Source organism: Pseudomonas sp. OV226 (assembly GCF_003148705.1).
Taxonomy (GTDB): domain Bacteria; phylum Pseudomonadota; class Gammaproteobacteria; order Pseudomonadales; family Pseudomonadaceae; genus Aquipseudomonas.
Genome location: NZ_QGGS01000012.1, coordinates 1 through 16131, shown reverse-complemented (window position 1 = coordinate 16131; position 16131 = coordinate 1). Strand labels below are relative to the sequence as shown.

13 protein-coding genes and 2 pseudogenes are annotated in these 16131 nt (G+C 59.9%); 8 read left to right on the top strand and 7 right to left on the bottom strand.

Annotated elements, in window-relative coordinates; translation table 11 throughout:
* Positions 1-234: 234 nt before the first annotated feature.
* Positions 235-1254 carry an AbrB family transcriptional regulator gene (locus C7534_RS19115; protein ID WP_046030322.1) on the bottom strand — a complete coding sequence of 340 codons (1020 nt, stop codon included), beginning with the start codon at positions 1252-1254 and terminating at the stop codon, positions 235-237.
* A gap of 205 nt (positions 1255-1459) precedes the next feature.
* Here C7534_RS19115 and C7534_RS19110 point away from each other — a divergent pair, with 205 nt between their 5' ends.
* The 3 genes from C7534_RS19110 (at position 1460) to C7534_RS19100 (ending at position 4364) form a co-directional block, all read left to right on the top strand.
* Positions 1460-2458: a bile acid:sodium symporter family protein gene (locus tag C7534_RS19110; RefSeq protein ID WP_109786762.1), complete on the top strand. Its 999-nt coding sequence runs from the start codon at positions 1460-1462 to the stop codon at positions 2456-2458.
* Positions 2459-2492: 34 nt separating this feature from the next.
* Positions 2493-2951, top strand: coding sequence for a metallophosphoesterase family protein (locus C7534_RS19105; protein WP_046030321.1), 459 nt, complete (start codon positions 2493-2495; stop codon positions 2949-2951).
* 168 nt (positions 2952-3119) lie between these two features.
* Positions 3120-4364 carry a T6SS phospholipase effector Tle1-like catalytic domain-containing protein gene (locus C7534_RS19100; protein WP_109786761.1) on the top strand — a complete coding sequence of 415 codons (1245 nt, stop codon included), beginning with the start codon at positions 3120-3122 and terminating at the stop codon, positions 4362-4364.
* Positions 4365-4484: 120 nt separating this feature from the next.
* On the opposite strand, the gene katG is transcribed toward C7534_RS19100, so the two are convergent.
* Complete coding sequence (gene katG, locus C7534_RS19095; protein ID WP_109786673.1) at positions 4485-6740, bottom strand: catalase/peroxidase HPI; 2256 nt, start codon at positions 6738-6740, stop codon at positions 4485-4487.
* Between the two features lie 410 nt (positions 6741-7150).
* Positions 7151-7606, bottom strand: a complete 456-nt coding sequence (locus C7534_RS19090; protein WP_046030315.1) for a glycine zipper 2TM domain-containing protein — start codon at positions 7604-7606, stop codon at positions 7151-7153.
* A 179-nt stretch (positions 7607-7785) separates the two neighbouring features.
* Between C7534_RS19090 and C7534_RS19085 the strand changes: the two genes are divergently transcribed.
* Entirely contained in the window at positions 7786-8511 is a 726-nt protein-coding gene (locus tag C7534_RS19085; RefSeq protein ID WP_109786672.1) for a DUF2238 domain-containing protein, read from the top strand.
* Here C7534_RS19085 and C7534_RS19080 read toward each other — a convergent pair.
* Positions 8429-9289 (bottom strand): CAP domain-containing protein, encoded by an 861-nt coding sequence (locus C7534_RS19080; RefSeq protein ID WP_046030313.1) that lies wholly within the window; start codon positions 9287-9289, stop codon positions 8429-8431. The two genes, C7534_RS19085 and C7534_RS19080, sit on opposite strands and share 83 nt — an antisense overlap.
* A gap of 219 nt (positions 9290-9508) precedes the next feature.
* Here C7534_RS19080 and C7534_RS33310 point away from each other — a divergent pair.
* Together C7534_RS33310 and C7534_RS33305 are read left to right on the top strand one after the other, a co-directional pair.
* Positions 9509-10264 (top strand): annotated as a pseudogene (locus C7534_RS33310) (MCP four helix bundle domain-containing protein); the annotation flags it as partial.
* Positions 10259-11122, top strand: a complete 864-nt coding sequence (locus tag C7534_RS33305) for a methyl-accepting chemotaxis protein (RefSeq protein WP_408981002.1) — start codon at positions 10259-10261, stop codon at positions 11120-11122. The pseudogene C7534_RS33310 and the gene C7534_RS33305, both read left to right, overlap by 6 nt.
* A gap of 63 nt (positions 11123-11185) precedes the next feature.
* Here C7534_RS33305 and C7534_RS19070 read toward each other — a convergent pair whose 3' ends face one another.
* The 3 genes from C7534_RS19070 to C7534_RS19060 all read right to left on the bottom strand — a co-directional run bounded on the left by C7534_RS19070 (position 11186) and on the right by C7534_RS19060 (position 14377).
* A complete protein-coding gene (locus C7534_RS19070) occupies positions 11186-11626 on the bottom strand; it encodes a hypothetical protein (RefSeq protein ID WP_046030309.1) in 441 nt (146 codons plus the stop codon).
* 105 nt (positions 11627-11731) lie between these two features.
* Positions 11732-13414: a dihydroxy-acid dehydratase gene (ilvD, locus tag C7534_RS19065; protein WP_109786671.1), complete on the bottom strand. Its 1683-nt coding sequence runs from the start codon at positions 13412-13414 to the stop codon at positions 11732-11734.
* Between the two features lie 66 nt (positions 13415-13480).
* The gene (locus C7534_RS19060) at positions 13481-14377 is read right to left on the bottom strand and encodes a LysR family transcriptional regulator (protein ID WP_109786760.1); all 897 of its coding nucleotides are present in this window, start codon (positions 14375-14377) and stop codon (positions 13481-13483) included.
* Positions 14378-14507: 130 nt separating this feature from the next.
* Between C7534_RS19060 and C7534_RS19055 the strand changes: the two genes are divergently transcribed.
* Both C7534_RS19055 and C7534_RS19050 read left to right on the top strand, forming a co-directional pair.
* A complete protein-coding gene (locus C7534_RS19055; protein WP_109786670.1) occupies positions 14508-15851 on the top strand; it encodes an MFS transporter in 1344 nt (447 codons plus the stop codon).
* Between the two features lie 100 nt (positions 15852-15951).
* Positions 15952-16131 (top strand): annotated as a pseudogene (locus tag C7534_RS19050) (IS110 family transposase); the annotation flags it as partial.

The following is a 16131-nucleotide window of genomic DNA, read 5'->3' as shown; positions in this document are numbered from 1 at the left end:
TGGGGCGGGGCTTTTTCGTTTGCAGGATCAAATCTGATCCGTATTTTTCTGAGGAATCTGAATCTGTAATGCACTCAGTTGCGGGCTCAGAATGAAGGCACGCAGCAACCTCACAATTTAGGAGGCCCCAATGGGCAAGATGGCACTCTTCCTCGGTGGATTTCTGGTGTTGACCATTCTGATTGGTGCACTGGCCACGATCTCTCCCGCTTAATCCTTTCCTGCGACCCCTGATCAAACATCTTCCCGCCAGCGCCGGGCCTGCACGATCAATGCGGGGGCGAAGTGCAGCACGACCATGCGCATCAGGTGGTGAGTGAGGATGAACACGACGTTCAGCCCGCCACTGAAGGCGACGATGGCGATGGTTTCGACAGCGCCCGGCATGTACGCCAGCCACAACGACAAGGGGTCGCTGCCCAGCACCCGACCCGCCACCCCGGCGAACGCCGCGGCGATCAGCAACATCAAGGCGACGGACATCAGTCCGGCGCGGCCGTGGTGCCATAGCTGCGCGAGGCTGATGTCCTTGAATTTCGAGCCAATCAACACACCAAGCAGGACCGCCGCCGAGTCGACACTCCAGGCGGGCATCTGGAATCCGTGGAGGTAGCCCAGCTTGACGTAGACGCCCGTGAGGACGATGGCCGTGAGCATGAACGGCGCCGGCACGCCGACGTTCAATAGCAAACGCCCGAGCAACAAACACATGGCGATCAGCGACAGCAGGGTCAACGCCATGCTCATGTCCAGCGGGCTGCTCTGGGCAATCGCCAGGTGGGTCTGCCCGGGAATACAAAAGCTGACGAGGAGGGTGATGGACAGCAGTCGAACCAGATGCACGACGATCACTTTGCTGGACGCTCGTTCGGACTCCAGCAAGTCGAACACGGCGGCGAGTGCGCCGGGGTAGACGGCGAGGAGGGTGTCCTTGCGGTTCCAGCCGGCGACCTTGAGCAATGAGAAACCGGCCACGGTGCTTTGCACCACCAGGCACAACAGCATCAAGCCCAGGCTGGGCAACATGGCGGCGACTGTCTGGCTGTCCCACGCGGTGAACATCAGGCCCGTCGCGATCCCCAACACGAGTTGCACGTAGCCGAGGCTGAAACGCACGGTGGGAGAGAATCGAAAACGGCTGGCGATGACGGCGGTTGCGAGTATCGAGCCCAATAACAGGCCATGAGGGATACCAGCGTGTTGCAGCGCGGTGCCGACGCCGGCGGCGATCAGCAAATACAACAGGGTTTTCATGAGCCGTCCTTGATTCGTGAGTGAGCCCGATACGTCCATCCGGGCCAGCCACGTTTTCCCACCTAACCGCATGAGGCGTCAAGAACGATGGTTGACTCATCAGTCATGTCCTTTAGGCGACATCTCCTGGCTTACTAGCGTTAGTCGGTAATCATCAGGCGCGTTAGAGTCGTCATCACGTTCCTGGCAAACCTGGATGATCCTGATGACGCGTCCCCGTTTCTTACCCGACAACTTCACCTTGACCCTGATTGGCGTCGTGCTGCTGGCCAGCGTGTTGCCCGCCAGCGGTCAGGTGGCGGTGGGCTTTGGGTGGCTGACCAACGTCGCCATCGCCCTGCTGTTTTTTCTGCATGGCGCCAAACTGTCACGCGAGTCGATCATTGCCGGGGCCGGGCATTGGCGCCTGCATTTGCTGGTGTTCAGCCTGACCTTTGTGGTGTTCCCGCTGCTCGGTCTGGCGCTCAAACCGGTGCTGTCGCCACTGATCGGTGATGATCTGTACATGGGCATGTTGTACCTCTGCGCACTGCCTGCGACGGTGCAGTCGGCCATTGCCTTTACCTCGCTGGCGCGCGGCAATATTCCGGCGGCGATTTGCAGTGCGGCGGCGTCCAGTCTGTTCGGGATCTTCCTCACACCATTGCTGGTGACGCTGCTGCTGAATGTGCAGGGCGATGGCGGCTCGACCCTCGATGCGATTATGAAGATCAGCGTGCAACTGCTGCTGCCGTTCATTGCCGGGCAGATCGCACGACGCTGGATCGGCGCCTGGGTCGGGCGCAACAAGAGTTGGCTGAAGTTCGTTGATCAGGGCTCGATTCTTTTAGTCGTTTACGGCGCGTTCAGCGAAGCGGTGACCGAGGGCATCTGGCACCAGATTCCGCTGTGGGAACTGGCCGGGCTGGTGGTGGCGTGCTGCGTGTTGCTGGGGTTGGTATTGGTGGCTTCCACGGTGCTGGGCAAAGCCTTTGGTTTCAACATGGAAGACCGCATTACCATCCTGTTCTGCGGCTCGAAGAAAAGCCTGGCCACCGGTGTGCCGATGGCTCAGGTGCTGTTCGCCGGCAGCACCATCGGCGTGTTGATCCTGCCGTTGATGTTGTTCCATCAAATTCAGCTGATGGTCTGTGCGGTGCTGGCCCAGCGCTACGCCAATCGCCAGGAATCGGTTGCTGAACTGATGGCGCAAGTAGATCCTTGATCGCGTCAGACCCCGACCTCAACGGGAGCGATGCATGAAGGTTGGCGTGATTTCCGATACCCACGGTTTGCTCCGCCCCGAAGCCCTTGCGGCCCTGGAAGGGTGCGAGCGGATCATTCACGCGGGCGACATCGGCAGCCCGGACATCCTCGATCAACTGGCGTCCATTGCTCCACTGCATGTCGTGCGCGGCAACAATGACGTGGACGCGCCTTGGGCCGCGCATCTGGATGATCTTCTGCGTTTCGACCTGAAGGGTTGGGGCACTTTGCTGGTGCATGACATCGCCGATGTCCCGGCCGCGCTCGATGCAGGCATCAAACTGGTGATCACCGGGCACTCGCACAAGCCATGCATCGAATGGCGCGGCGATCAGCTGTTCCTCAATCCCGGCAGCGCGGGGCGGCGGCGTTTCAAGTTGCCGGTGACGCTGGCGTTGGTTGAGGTGTTGGAGACTTCAATTGAACCGCGCATGGTCTCGTTACTGAACTAGCTTTATGGCTAAGCGCCATTAACTCTGCTATGCCTTGGATAGCCCTCCACGATTTACCGCAGCAGTTGTCACGACACGGATGTGGGGCCACACCGTCCCTCGCTTGCCGACAGGAAGCGCGGGAACCCCACTTTGCCGGGCAACAAGACTGCGGAGAGCACACAGACCATGGCGCGCCAACTGATTCTCTGTATCGATGGAACGAACAACCGCTTCTGTGACAAACCCACCAATGTGCTCCGGGTGTTTCGGTCATTACCCAAGAACAGCAGTGAGCTTCTGAGCTATTACGATCAGGGTGTGGGCACGTTCGGGTTAAGTGAAACCCTGTTCGAATGGGAGAAGGTACCGTCGCGAATTGCCGGGCTGGCGTTTGGTTGGGGGATCAAGCGTAACGTGCTCAATGCCTACCGTTTTCTCATGGAGAACTATCAGGAAGGCGATCAGATTTTCATCTACGGTTTTTCTCGCGGTTCCTATGCTGCCCGGGTCCTGGCAGCCATGATTCATACGCTTGGGCTGCTACCGGCCCACCAGGCTCAACAACTGGACTTTGCCTGGTCATTACTGACCACACGAACACGTTCCGAAAAAGGTGCGCCCGAACCTTCCCTCAAGCGGCCGTGGAGCTATTTCTGGTGGCGCCTGACCGCGGACAAGCGACCGGATTTTTCCTTGATGACGCAGTTCAAGGAATCCTTTTCCCAGGATGTCGATGTCTACTTTCTCGGGTTGTTCGACACCGTGAGTTCAGTGGGTTGGGTGTATGACCCGTTGGTCGTTCCCTATACCGCAAACAATCCAAGCGTACGCACCATCCGTCATGCGGTGTCCATTGACGAGCGACGCTGTTTTTTCCGCCAGAACCTATGGAATGTCGCCAAGGCCGCGGACCTGAAACAGGTGTGGTTCGCCGGCGTGCATTGCGATGTCGGTGGCGGCTACCCGTTGGAAGAATCGCAGCTTGCCCTGATTGCCTTGCGCTGGATGATTGGGGAGAGCCTGGAGGCCGGGTTGAACATCGATGATGCATCGTGTCGTGGCGAACTCCATCCCAAGACCTGCCCGGTAGCGGATCCGCTGGCACAAGCCCACCAATCGCTGTCCCGATGGTGGATGATTGCGGAGTGGGTGCCGCGCTTGAGGTGGGACCCCAAAACTCACACTCGAACGCTCAAGTTTGGCTCGATGCCGCCATTCGGCAAACCCAGAGCGCGAGAGATTCCCCAGCCTGATCCCGGGCAGAAAGTCTGGGTGCATGAATCCGTGATGGTGCGCCTGAACGGATCGTTGACCACCGGCCAGCCGTGGGGAGATCAGCTGAAATACGAGCCTGAAAACCTGCTGTGCATAGATCCAGCACTGATTGATCAGGTTTTCGACGCTCCGGACCTTGCTCCGCGCGGGTTATAGGATCAGAGCCCAAGTCGTGATATGACGCGCCGACGTCCAGAAAGAGTAAGCCTTTAAAAGCCACCCCGACCCGTTTGATCGGGGCGGGGTGGTTCATTCAAGGCCTGACGGTTTACCCCGTCACTTCACATCAAACCGATCCAGGTTCATCACCTTGGTCCAGGCCGCCACAAAGTCCTTAACAAATTTCTCCTTCGCATCACTGCTCGCATAAACCTCGGCCAGTGCCCGCAATTGCGCATTCGACCCAAAGACCAGGTCAACACGCGTCCCGGTCCACTTCACTGCACCGGATTTGCGATCGCGTCCTTCGAACTCTTCAGCGGCCTCGGAGGTGGGTTTCCATTCCACGCTCATGTCCAGCAGGTTGGTGAAGAAGTCGTTGGTCAGCGCTTCCGGTTGTTGGGTGAAGACGCCGTGGCGGGTTTGTCCGACGTTGGTGTTCAGCACTCGCAGACCACCAATCAGCGCAGTCATTTGCGGAGCGGTGAGCGTCAGCAGTTGCGCCTTGTCGATCAACAGTTGCTCGGCCGGTACGCGGTAGCGGGTTTTCAGGTAGTTGCGGAAGCCATCGGCAATCGGTTCGAGGAAGCCGAAGGATTCCACGTCCGTTTGCTCTTGCGACGCGTCCATCCGCCCCGGCGTGAACGGAACCGTCACGCTGTGACCGGCATTTTTCGCCGCTTGTTCGACGCCCGCGTTACCCGCCAATACGATCAGGTCGGCCAGCGAGACTTTCTTGCCGCCGCTGTTGAACTCGCTCTGGATGCTTTCGAGTTTCGCCAGGACGTTCGCCAATTGTTCTGGCTGGTTGGCTTGCCAGAATTTCTGCGGGGCCAGGCGCAGGCGACCGCCGTTGGCGCCGCCGCGTTTGTCGGAGCCGCGGAAGGTGGACGCCGCTGCCCACGCGGTGGATACCAGCTGCGAGACCGACAGGCCCGAGGTAAGGATTTTGCTCTTGAGTGCGGCGACGTCGCTGTCGCTGACCAAGGCATGATCGACCGCCGGGATGGGGTCTTGCCACAGCAGTACTTCGTTGGGCATTTCCGGGCCGAGGTAGCGGGAGAGGGGGCCCATGTCGCGGTGGATCAGCTTGAACCAGGCGCGGGCGAAGGCGTCGGCCAGTTGATCGGGATTGGCCAGGAAGCGTCGGGAAATCGGCTCATAGATCGGGTCGAAGCGCAGGGACAGGTCCGTGGTCAGCATGGTGGGATTGCGCCGTTTGGACGGGTCGTGGGCATCCGGAATGGTACCGGCACCGGCGCCGTTTTTTGCGACCCACTGGTGCGCCCCGGCTGGGCTTTTGCTCAGTTCCCACTCGAAGCCGAACAGGTTTTCCAGGTAGTTGTTGCTCCATTTTGTTGGCGTGGTGGTCCAGGTCACTTCCAGCCCGCTGGTGATGGTGTCCGCGCCTTTACCGGTACCAAAGCTGTTCTTCCAGCCAAAGCCTTGCTGTTCGAGACCAGCGGCTTCGGGCTCGGCACCGACATTGTCGGCAGGTCCGGCGCCGTGGGTTTTACCGAACGCGTGGCCGCCAGCGATCAGCGCCACGGTTTCTTCGTCGTTCATCGCCATGCGGGCGAAGGTTTCACGGATGTCCGTGCCTGCAGCGACAGGATCCGGATTGCCTTCAGGGCCCTCGGGGTTGACGTAGATGAGGCCCATTTGCACGGCGGCGAGTGGGTTTTCCAGATTTCGGCCCTGCTCGGTGCGGCTCTCCTCGTTTTTCCCGGGCTCAGCAACCAGCGGACCTTCGCCGGGCTCTTGCATAGGCTGGTTTTCTTTGCCATAGCGGATATCGCCGCCCAGCCATTTGTTTTCGGAGCCCCAGTAAACGTCTTCGTCCGGCTCCCAAACGTCCGGACGACCACCGGAGAAACCAAAGGTCTTGAAGCCCATCGACTCCAGCGCCACATTGCCGGTCAGCACGATCAGGTCAGCCCAGGAAATGTTGCGCCCATATTTTTGCTTGATCGGCCAGAGCAACCGTCGTGCCTTGTCGAGGCTGACGTTATCCGGCCAGCTGTTGAGCGGTGCAAAGCGTTGCTGACCGGAGCCAGCGCCACCCCGGCCGTCACCGGTGCGATAGGTGCCGGCGGCGTGCCAGGCCATGCGAATGAAGAGTGGCCCATAGTGACCAAAGTCCGCTGGCCACCAGTCTTGCGAATCGGTCATCAACGCCGTGAGGTCTCGTTTGACCGCTGCAAAATCCAGTTTTTTGTACGCTTCGGTGTAGTTGAAACCCTCGTGCGAGGGATCGGACAGAGACGAATGCTGGTGCAGGATGTTCAGGTTCAGTTGGTTCGGCCACCAATCGCGGTTCTTCGTGCCACCACCGGCGGCGTGGTTAAACGGGCATTTCGATTCATTTGCCATGTGCGAGCTACCTTTGGTCGTGTTCATCCGGGCTACCCGGCCCGTTGTGGGCTCGAAATAGCGACGAGCGAAAGCAATGACACAGGCTGCTGGGCCAGCAGTTCGATTCACTGATTGTTTTGATTACACGGGCATCGGTACAGCGCAGAACGAGGTGCAATCACGGTGGCCCACGGCAGGCTTAGTCATGTTTTCGACTCATTCCTGTCTCCTTATCAGCTCAAAACCGGCCGGCTCACGCCAGCGCTGGGATAAGGTTAGACGCCTATCTGCAAGTCAGCTAATAGGTGGAGTATTCGGGGCTGATAGGCAAAAGCTTTTATTGGAGCCTTTGAGATTGTCTGGGTTTAGAGGCCCTTGGAAGGAGACGGATCTATTGATAAACAAAAAATCCATCCCCTCATTTTTACTTAGCCCTGCGGCACCACCCGCGCTTCGTTTCCAGTGCCTTCGATATAAACGTTCATGCCTTTGTTCAGTCCAGGATTGATTGGCTGGGTCACCGACACCAGCACACCGCTTTTTGTGCGCACGATGATCTGTTGAGCTTCCTGAGGCTGGTCATACTTTTTCTTCTCCGCGTAGTTGCCGCCTGCCGCACCCGCGAGCGCGCCGGCCACCATCGCCACGTCCCGTCCTGTGCCATGCCCGATCAAACTGCCAAGGCCGACACCGGCGATCCCGCCAAGAATGGCGCCGACACCACTGTCATGATTGGTTTGCATCTGCGTGAGGGTGATCTGCTCAATCTTGCCCGAGCGAATTTCCATTTCGCCCGCGCCTCCGCTCCCGGCTCCAACGGCGGCGCAGGCGCTAAGCACAAGACTCATCAGTGTGATCGTTATCCAGGAAACAGTGGTTTTCATCATTGAGCTCCAGCTTTCAGGAAGGGTTGTGTATCCAAACGCATCACCTCACGTTAGTGCAAAAAGCCTAGCACACGCTTTTAAGCCCATTGGTGGTCAGGAGTCCTGCCTTTTGTCGCTGTGCTTGAACCGGTTTTACGTTGAATTGATCTGATGTTTGTCACCCAGGAGCCCACGCCATGCAGCCCAAACCCTATGCGCGATACGACCTGACGCTGCTTTTGGTGTTTGTTTCAATCGTCGTGGTGCTGGGCTTTTCGCCGCACAGTCGGGTTGATTGGGCGCTGGAAAACCTGTTGGTGCTGTTGCTCGTGGGCACCTTGGTGGCGGCCTCTTACTGGTTTCGCTTGTCTGCGGTGTCCGTCACCCTGATTTTCGTTTTCCTGTGTATTCACGAATTGGGTTGTCACTACACCTACGCCGAAGTGCCCTACGACCGTTGGTGTGCGGACCTGGCCGGGTTCAGCCTCAACAAAGCCCTTGGCCTGCATCGCAACCATTTTGATCGGCTGGTCCATTTGAGCTACGGGTTGTTTTTGGTCTATCCCGTGCGAGAAGTGCTGCTGCGGCTGACCCCATTGCGGGGCTTTTGGCTGCTGTTCGTGGCGATGAACATCATGCTGTCGACGTCGGCCATCTACGAATTGGTGGAGTGGATTGGCGGGGCCTATCTGGGCGACGACACGTCCCGCGCCTTCATTGGTGCTCAAAACGATCCGTGGGATTCACAGAAAGACATGGCGCTGGCGGTGACCGGCGCCATTGTCAGTTTGCTGGTGATGTTCCTTTTCAAGGTAACGAAACAGCGTTCAAGTCACCCGATCAAGGCGCCCCAAACAGCATCGTCCAATACACCCCTTCATCACTGCGGGCATCTGCCGCATAACCCGCGCCGACCTGAGTAAACATCGGGTTCATCAGATTCGCGCAATGCCCGGGACTGGCCAGCCATCCTGACATCGCCTTGCTCGGTGAACTTTGCCCGGCGGCGATGTTTTCACCGGTCTGCCTGCCGCGAAAGCCGGCGGCCCGCGCTCGATCGGCGGGCATATCACCGTCGGGGTCACGGTGCGCAAAGTAGTTGCCGTAGGCCATGGCCTTGCTGTGCCCTTGGGCGGCGGCGCCCAGGGCGGTGTTCCAGCTCAGCGGCCGTGCGGCGGGGAAGCGCTGAGCGCCACACATCCGCGGTTTGGCCCGTGCCGCGTTGACTTGTGCCAACAGTGCCTTGCCGACGGTTCGCGAGTCGCCGACCTGACGGTCGAGTACCGGTTGCGCCAGCACCACTTGCCATTGCGATCGGCTGCGACTGACGCCGATGTCCGCGTACTGGCCATCCAGCAGCGCCCCGCAGTAATCGTCTTGCAACCTGTCAAAGGCTTCATCGGCATCCTGCGCACCGACCACCCGAATGCTTCGAACCGTCACCGCCGAATAGCCGGAAGCCTTCAGCCGATCGCGCAAACCACCGCCATAGCCGATGGGCAGCGCCAGGTTCGAGTTCAGCGCCAGCGGCGCCAGGCGTTGTGCCGGGCGCCTGTCGCAACGTTGCGGATGGGCACGGTAATCGTTGATCGCGGCCACCAGTTGGCGTTCGCCGCTGGCATGGGCAGGGGTGGCCAATAGAGCAAGCACAGGTAAACAACACAGCGAGGCGCAGCGCAAGGCGAGGACGGTGGGGTGCATGGGGCGGACAGCTCTGAGGAGATAATGACGAAAATGAGAATTTACGGCGCCTGTAAGACTGGCGACTGAACACTAGGTTCAGGAGGGAAGGGGGCAGAAAAGCGCGTTTTACCTACCGCATGTCGAAAAAGGTCAAAAGTACCGAGCCACTGTTAAACAAGTGGCTGCAGCGGTCGATAGCGTTTCCACAATACCGACTAGCCAACAGAGGGCAGCACCGTGTCGATAAAACTGCGATTACTGTTGTTGATTGGCACCAGCTTGCTCACCGCGCTGATCGTGAGTCTGGTCAGTTACGTAGGTAACACGCAGATGGCCGAAGCGGTGAATGAGAGCGAGGTCAGCATGACCGCGCTGCGCAATCACCTCGAAGCCGACATGATGCATGACGCCCTGCGCGCCGATGTGTTGTCGGCGATGCTGGTCGGCCTGGGCAAAAGCACCAGCAGCAAGGTCGAGGTGCACAGTTCAATCGAAGAACACACGACGCATTTTCGCGAAGTGCTGGGTGAAAACCTCAAGTTGCCGGTCAACGACACCCTCAAGGTTGCCCTGAACAAGGTCAAGCCGAGTCTGGACACCTACATCGCTGCGGCAGAGCGCATCGTTGGCCTGGCATTGGAAAACCCCGAAGCCGCGCAGAAAGAACTGGGCACCTTCAATGCCGCGTTCAGCCAACTGGAAGATCAGATGGCGGCCCTCAGCGAGCTGATCGAAACCAACACGCAACAGACCAGCCAAAATACCCAGCAAGCGATCCAGAGCGCCAACTTCACCCTCGGCGTCGTGCTCATCGCCAGTCTGGTGTTGCTGCTCATTCAGGGACGCTGGGTGATGCTGAGCATCATGGGGCCTTTGCAGACCGCCAATCGCATCGCCATCAGCATCGCCCATGGCAACCTCAGCGAACCGATTGTCGAGCCGACGCAAAAAGACGAAGCCAGCACCCTGATTCGCAGCCTCGCCACGATGCAACGCGACTTGCGCGGCATGATCGAAGTGGTGCGCAGCAACGCTCACGGCGTGAGTGGCATGAGCGATCAATTGAGCAGCGGTTGCCATCAGGTCGCCGACAGCAGCCAGCAGCAAAGCGCCGCCGCCAGCACCATGGCCGCCGCCGCAAGCGAAATGACCGCGAGCATCGAGGAAATCACCCGCCACGCCGAACGCGCGCTGGACATGGCCAATCAGGCTGAATCACTGGCCAAAGATGGTGGTCGGGTGATCCATCAGGTCGTCGCAGACATGGACGGCATCGCCCGTTCCGCGCAGCAATCGGCCCAGGTGATTCGCACGCTGGACAAGGAGTCCGAAGGGATTTTCAGCATCATTCAGGTGATCAAGGGCATCGCCGACCAGACCAACCTGCTGGCCTTGAACGCCGCCATCGAGGCGGCGCGCGCCGGTGAGCAGGGCCGTGGTTTTGCCGTGGTCGCCGACGAAGTGCGCAGCCTCGCCGGACGCACCAGCGCCTCCACCCAGGAAATTGCCAGCATGGTCTCGCGCATCCAGCAAAGCACCCGCGAGGCGGTGACCAGCATGGAGGCGGGCGTGGCACAGGTGGACAAAGGCATGGCCGTGACGGCCGACGTTGAGCGCGCCATCCGTGAAATCCTCAGTGCGACGCTGAGTACCACGCAACTGGTCAACGACATTACCCGCACCATCGGCGAGCAAAGCCTGGCCAGCAACGAAATTGCCCATCAGGTGGACATGATCGCCGGTATGTCGGAGGGCAACAGCAAGGTCATCGGCCAGACCGCCTCGACTACCGATGAACTGTCGAGCCTGGCGGGCAAACTGTCGCAATCGGTGGATCGGTTTCGGCTCTGACAGCATCTGGTCGTTACGTCTTCCCGCTCCCACGCTTTTGCGTGGAAGCGGGAGGAGAGGTTCTTAGATAAGTTCACCGCAGAAAATATCGTGATTGCCATCGGCCGGGCTATCTCGCACCACCAGCGAGTAATGGCCGGAGCGTAGTGTTTCGTATGGCAGAGGCACAGTCTTCTGGAGTTGGATTCCCTCTGTTTCGTTGAAGTTGTCAGTCACGACCTGGTTGAGTGAATAGGCCGGTTTCGGCTCATGCCGGGCACAGCTTCCCGAGTAGACATAGGTATACAAGTGCGCCGGAACTAAAGTGCTATCGGGTACACCACCCACGAACAATGAGAGTTCCGTCTCACCAGTGTTCAAGGGGGTTAGAACGGCCTGAGCGATATGTCCGGCATTGTAAGTAGTTGCATTCAAGGGAACGGCGTCGATCTGCTGCGGGGTTGCTACAGCCACCGAGATGCAGCCTGCCGCTACCATCAACGCCAGCGAAGATACGATTTTCATCGTAAAGCCTCCTGCCTTACAAAGGCGTGCTGAAGTGAGCCCCCTATAAATTTTAGTCGCCTATACACATCCATGTGTTCTTCAGACGTTCGGGCCTCTGATGTTTTAGAGGTACTTATCCGTCACCGCGCCTTCCGAAGCACTGGACACGGTCTTCGCATATTTGGCCAGCACCCCGCGTTTGTACTTGGATTCCGGGCGGACCCAGCGGGTCTTGCGCTCGGCCAATACCGCGTCGGTCACGTCGACGGTGATCTGCCGGGTTTCGGCGTCGATGGTGATCCGGTCGCCGTCTTCAATCAGCGCGATTGGCCCGCCTTCAAACGCTTCCGGTGTGATATGCCCGACCACAAAACCGTGCGAGCCGCCGGAAAAACGGCCATCGGTAATCAGCGCGACGTCCTTGCCCAATCCCTTGCCCATCACCGCAGACGTGGGCGAAAGCATTTCGCGCATGCCCGGGCCACCTTTTGGCCCTTCGTAACGGATCACGATGACGTCGCCGGCCTTGACCTCCCCATTGAGGATGCCGGCCAGCGCACCTTCTTCACCGTGATAGACGCGGGCCGTCCCTTCAAAGCGCAGGCCTTCTTTGCCGGTGATCTTGGCCACGGCGCCGGTGGGCGAGAGGTTGCCGTGCAGGATCACCAGGTGCGAGTCCTTTTTGATCGGTTTGTCGAAGGGCAGAATCACGTCCTGGCCTTCGGGGTAGTCGGCAACGTTTTCGAGGTTTTCCGCCAGGGTCTTGCCTGTCACCGTCAGCACGTCGCCGTGCAGCATGCCGGCGGCGAGCATGCGTTTCATCAGTGGCTGGATGCCGCCAATGGCGACCAGTTCGCTCATCATGTATTTGCCGCTGGGGCGCAGGTCCGCCACCACCGGGGACACCTTGCCCAGCTCGACGAAGTCGTCCAGCGTCAGTTCGACATCCACGGCATTGGCCATGGCCAACAGGTGCAGCACGGCATTGGTCGAGCCGGCGAGGGCGATGACCACGCGGATCGCATTTTCAAAGGCTTTGCGGGTCATGATGTCGCGCGGCTTGAGGTCCAGCTTGAGCAATTCCATGACCTGCTGACCGGCGCGAAAGCTGTCTGACGCCTTGTCGATGCCGACCGCTTCCTGGGAGCTGGAACCGGGCAGGCTCATACCGAGCGCTTCAATGGCCGACGCCATGGTGTTGGCCGTGTACATGCCGCCGCAGGAGCCGGGGCCGGGGATCGCCACTTCTTCAATCTGCTTGACCTGAATCTCGCTGATATCGCCCCGTGCGTGCTGACCCACGGCCTCGAACACCGAAATGATGTCGGTGTGGCCGGCGCCCGGGCGAATGGTGCCGCCATAGACGAAAATCGACGGCCGATTCAGCCGCGCCATGCCAATCAGGCAGCCCGGCATGTTCTTGTCGCAACCGCCGACGGTCACCAGGCCGTCAAAGCCCTCACAACCGACCACCACCTCAATCGAATCGGCGATCACCTCGCGCGACACCAACGAATACTTCATGCCTTCGGTGCCGTTGGCGATGCCGTCGGAAATGGTGATGGTGTTGAAAATGACGCCTTTGGCACCGGCAGCGTTCGCGCCTTTTTCGGCTTCCAGGGCGAGTTTGTCGATGTGCATGTTGCACGGCGTGACCATCGCCCAGGTGGAGGCGATGCCGATTTGAGGCTTCTTGAAATCTTCATCGGTAAAACCCACGGCGCGCAGCATGGCGCGTGCGGGCGCGGCTTCGACGCCGTCGATGACTTCGGAAGAGTATTTGCGCAGATCGTCTTTGTCGCTCATGGCGTTGGCTCACATCAGCAGACCGTATCGGCAAGGATTGAAGTCTAGACCCGGCTGCCGCAAAAATCAGTCCACCGTTGCACACACCTCACGCACACATTCGCGCAACCACCGATGCGCCGAGTCCGCATCCATTCGCGGGTGCCAGAGCATGGAAACCGTGATCGCTGGAGTCATCACCGGCAGCGGGAAACTGTGCAGTCCGGCGCGCAGGTTTTGCGTGTGCCGTTCGGGTACGGCAGCGATCAGGTCCGAGGCGCGGGCCAGGGCCAGTGCGGCAGAAAATCCGCCGACGATGGTGACGATGTCTCGCTCAAGCCCCAGTGATTTCAAGGCGTCATCCATCGGCCCTTTATCCCGCCCGCGTCGCGAAACCAGAATGTGCCGGCCGGACGCGTAACGGGCGGGGGTGATCTCGCCCTCGCTCAACCCGTGCCCGACGCGTACCACTCCGATGAAGCGATCCTGAAACAACGCGCGGGTGCGCACTTCGGGGCTGGTGGTGTCGTCCACCACGCCGGTTTCCAGATCGACGGTTCCGTCGCGCAGCAGCGTGCGGTCCTGATTGAGTTTCTGCACAAAATGCAGACGCACGCCGGGTGCTTGCTCGCTGATGCGGGCGATAAGAGCCGGCCCGAAGTTCTCGACGAAGCCATCGCTGGTGCGCAGGGTGAATGTGCGCACCAGGTGTTTGAGGTCGAGTTGCTCGGCAGGGCGCAGCACCGCCTCGGCGTGCAGCACCAGTTGACTCACCTGTTCGCGCAGTTCGAGTGCGCGGGGTGTCGGCACCAGGCCGCGTCCGGCGCGCACCAATAACGGGTCGCCAGTGGTTTCACGCAATCGCGCCAACGCACGGCTCATGGCCGACGGGCTCAGGCGCAAGCGTCGAGCGGCGCCCGCGACGCTGCCTTCGGTGAGCAGGGCATCGAGGGTAATCAGCAGGTTCAAGTCGGGAGTGGTCATGGGGTGAACGCTAGCACGACTTTGCAGTGATATGGCGTTGCGTGCAGGTATCAAGTGCAAGCCGTGCGTCTTCCGCCATGCCACGTCCGGCCATACGCTGAAGGCCAACTTTTGATTCAGTGGCCAGGCAATGAAACTCATCACGCAATCAGGATCGGCCCGTTGGGCACTCGCCAGTCTTTCGCTGTCGATGTTGATGCCTTCACTCGACACCAGCATCGCCAATGCCGGATTACCGACATTGGCTCATGCCTTTGACGCAACGTTTGCGCAGGTCCAGTGGATTGTGCTGGCGTACTTGTTGGCGATCACGACATTGATCGTCAGCACCGGACGACTCGGTGACCTTGTCGGGCGCAAGCGCTTGCTGTTGAGCGGGATCGCGATTTTTACCCTGGCCTCGCTCGCCTGCGGGCTCGCACCTTCATTGGGCTGGCTGGTCGCGGCCCGCGCGGTGCAAGGCCTCGGTGCAGCCGTCATGTTGGCGCTCACCGTGGCGTTTGTCGCGGACACGGTGCCGAAGGCGCAGACCGGCAGCGCCATGGGCTTGCTCGGCACGATGTCGGCGATCGGTACCACGCTCGGTCCGGCACTGGGAGGCATGTTGATTTCCGGGGTTGGCTGGCAGGCGATTTTTCTGGTCAATGTGCCGGTGGGCGTTTTGAATTTCGTGCTCGCCTATCGCTGTTTACCGGCGGATCGTTCAGTCGCCCGGCCAGGTGGTTTCGATTTGCCGGGGACGCTGCTGTTGGCGCTGACGCTCGGCGCGTATGCGCTGGCCATGACGGTGGGCGATTGGGGTTCGCTCAACCGGGTGTTGCTGCTGGTTGCGGTGATCGGTGCCGGGATGTTCCTGTTCGTCGAAGCGAAAGCGTCATCGCCCTTGATCAGGCTGGCGCTGTTCCAGGATCGCCGGTTGAGTGCGAGCCTGGCCATGAGCGTGCTGGTGTCGACGGTGATGATGGCGACGCTGGTGGTCGGGCCGTTTTATCTGTCGGGCACGCTGGGGCTGAAGGCGGCGCTGGTCGGGCTTACGTTGTCGGTCGGCCCGCTGGTGGCGGCGCTGGCCGGAGTGCCGGCCGGTCGTCTGGTGGACCGTTTTGGCGCGCAGCGCATGACGGTGTTTGGGCTGACATTCATGGCATTGGGTACGGGGGTGTTGTCGATTATGCCGATCGGTTTCGGCATTCCCGGCTATGTCGCGCCCATCGCAGTCATCACCGCCAGTTATGCGCTGTTTCAGGCGGCCAACAATACGTTGATCATGAGCGGTGTCAGTACCGATCAGCGGGGCGTGATCGCCGGGTTGCTCAGCCTGTCGCGCAATCTGGGGTTGATCACGGGCGCTTCGGTGATGGGCGCGGTGTTTGCAGGCAATGGCATGCGTGTCACGTTTGCGCTGGCGGCGGGGTTGATCGTGCTGGCGTTAGTCATCGCGTTGCCCGCTCGCAAACGCCAGCTCTCCGCTGCCTAAACAGCGCATCCACCGCAGTCCCCTAATGAAATGGCTACCCCCGCTGCCCCCTGTGATCCCCCACTAAGCTTTCACAGGGGGCTCATCGGAGATCGTTGCCATGAACAAAGTAGCTATTGCCGCCATCGACTTGGGAAAACACTCCTTTCATCTGCATGCCCAAGATGATCGCGGCCACGAGGTTCACCGCAAAAAGTTTACGCGGGCAGCGCTCACCCAATATCTGGCGAAACTGGAACCCTGCACCGTCGTGATGGAAGCCTGTGGCGGCGCCCATTTC

Coding starts and splice junctions, on each gene's coding strand:
- C7534_RS19080 (WP_046030313.1), bottom strand. CDS start 9,289: ATGCACCCCACCGTCCTCGCCTTGCGCTGCGCCTCGCTGTGTTGTTTA.
- C7534_RS19100 (WP_109786761.1), top strand. CDS start 3,120: ATGGCGCGCCAACTGATTCTCTGTATCGATGGAACGAACAACCGCTTC.
- C7534_RS19115 (WP_046030322.1), bottom strand. CDS start 1,254: ATGAAAACCCTGTTGTATTTGCTGATCGCCGCCGGCGTCGGCACCGCG.
- C7534_RS33305 (WP_408981002.1), top strand. CDS start 10,259: ATGCAACGCGACTTGCGCGGCATGATCGAAGTGGTGCGCAGCAACGCT.
- ilvD (WP_109786671.1), bottom strand. CDS start 13,414: ATGAGCGACAAAGACGATCTGCGCAAATACTCTTCCGAAGTCATCGAC.
- katG (WP_109786673.1), bottom strand. CDS start 6,740: ATGGCAAATGAATCGAAATGCCCGTTTAACCACGCCGCCGGTGGTGGC.
- C7534_RS19105 (WP_046030321.1), top strand. CDS start 2,493: ATGAAGGTTGGCGTGATTTCCGATACCCACGGTTTGCTCCGCCCCGAA.
- C7534_RS19060 (WP_109786760.1), bottom strand. CDS start 14,377: ATGACCACTCCCGACTTGAACCTGCTGATTACCCTCGATGCCCTGCTC.
- C7534_RS19055 (WP_109786670.1), top strand. CDS start 14,508: ATGAAACTCATCACGCAATCAGGATCGGCCCGTTGGGCACTCGCCAGT.
- C7534_RS19110 (WP_109786762.1), top strand. CDS start 1,460: ATGACGCGTCCCCGTTTCTTACCCGACAACTTCACCTTGACCCTGATT.
- C7534_RS19090 (WP_046030315.1), bottom strand. CDS start 7,606: ATGAAAACCACTGTTTCCTGGATAACGATCACACTGATGAGTCTTGTG.
- C7534_RS19085 (WP_109786672.1), top strand. CDS start 7,786: ATGCAGCCCAAACCCTATGCGCGATACGACCTGACGCTGCTTTTGGTG.
- C7534_RS19070 (WP_046030309.1), bottom strand. CDS start 11,626: ATGAAAATCGTATCTTCGCTGGCGTTGATGGTAGCGGCAGGCTGCATC.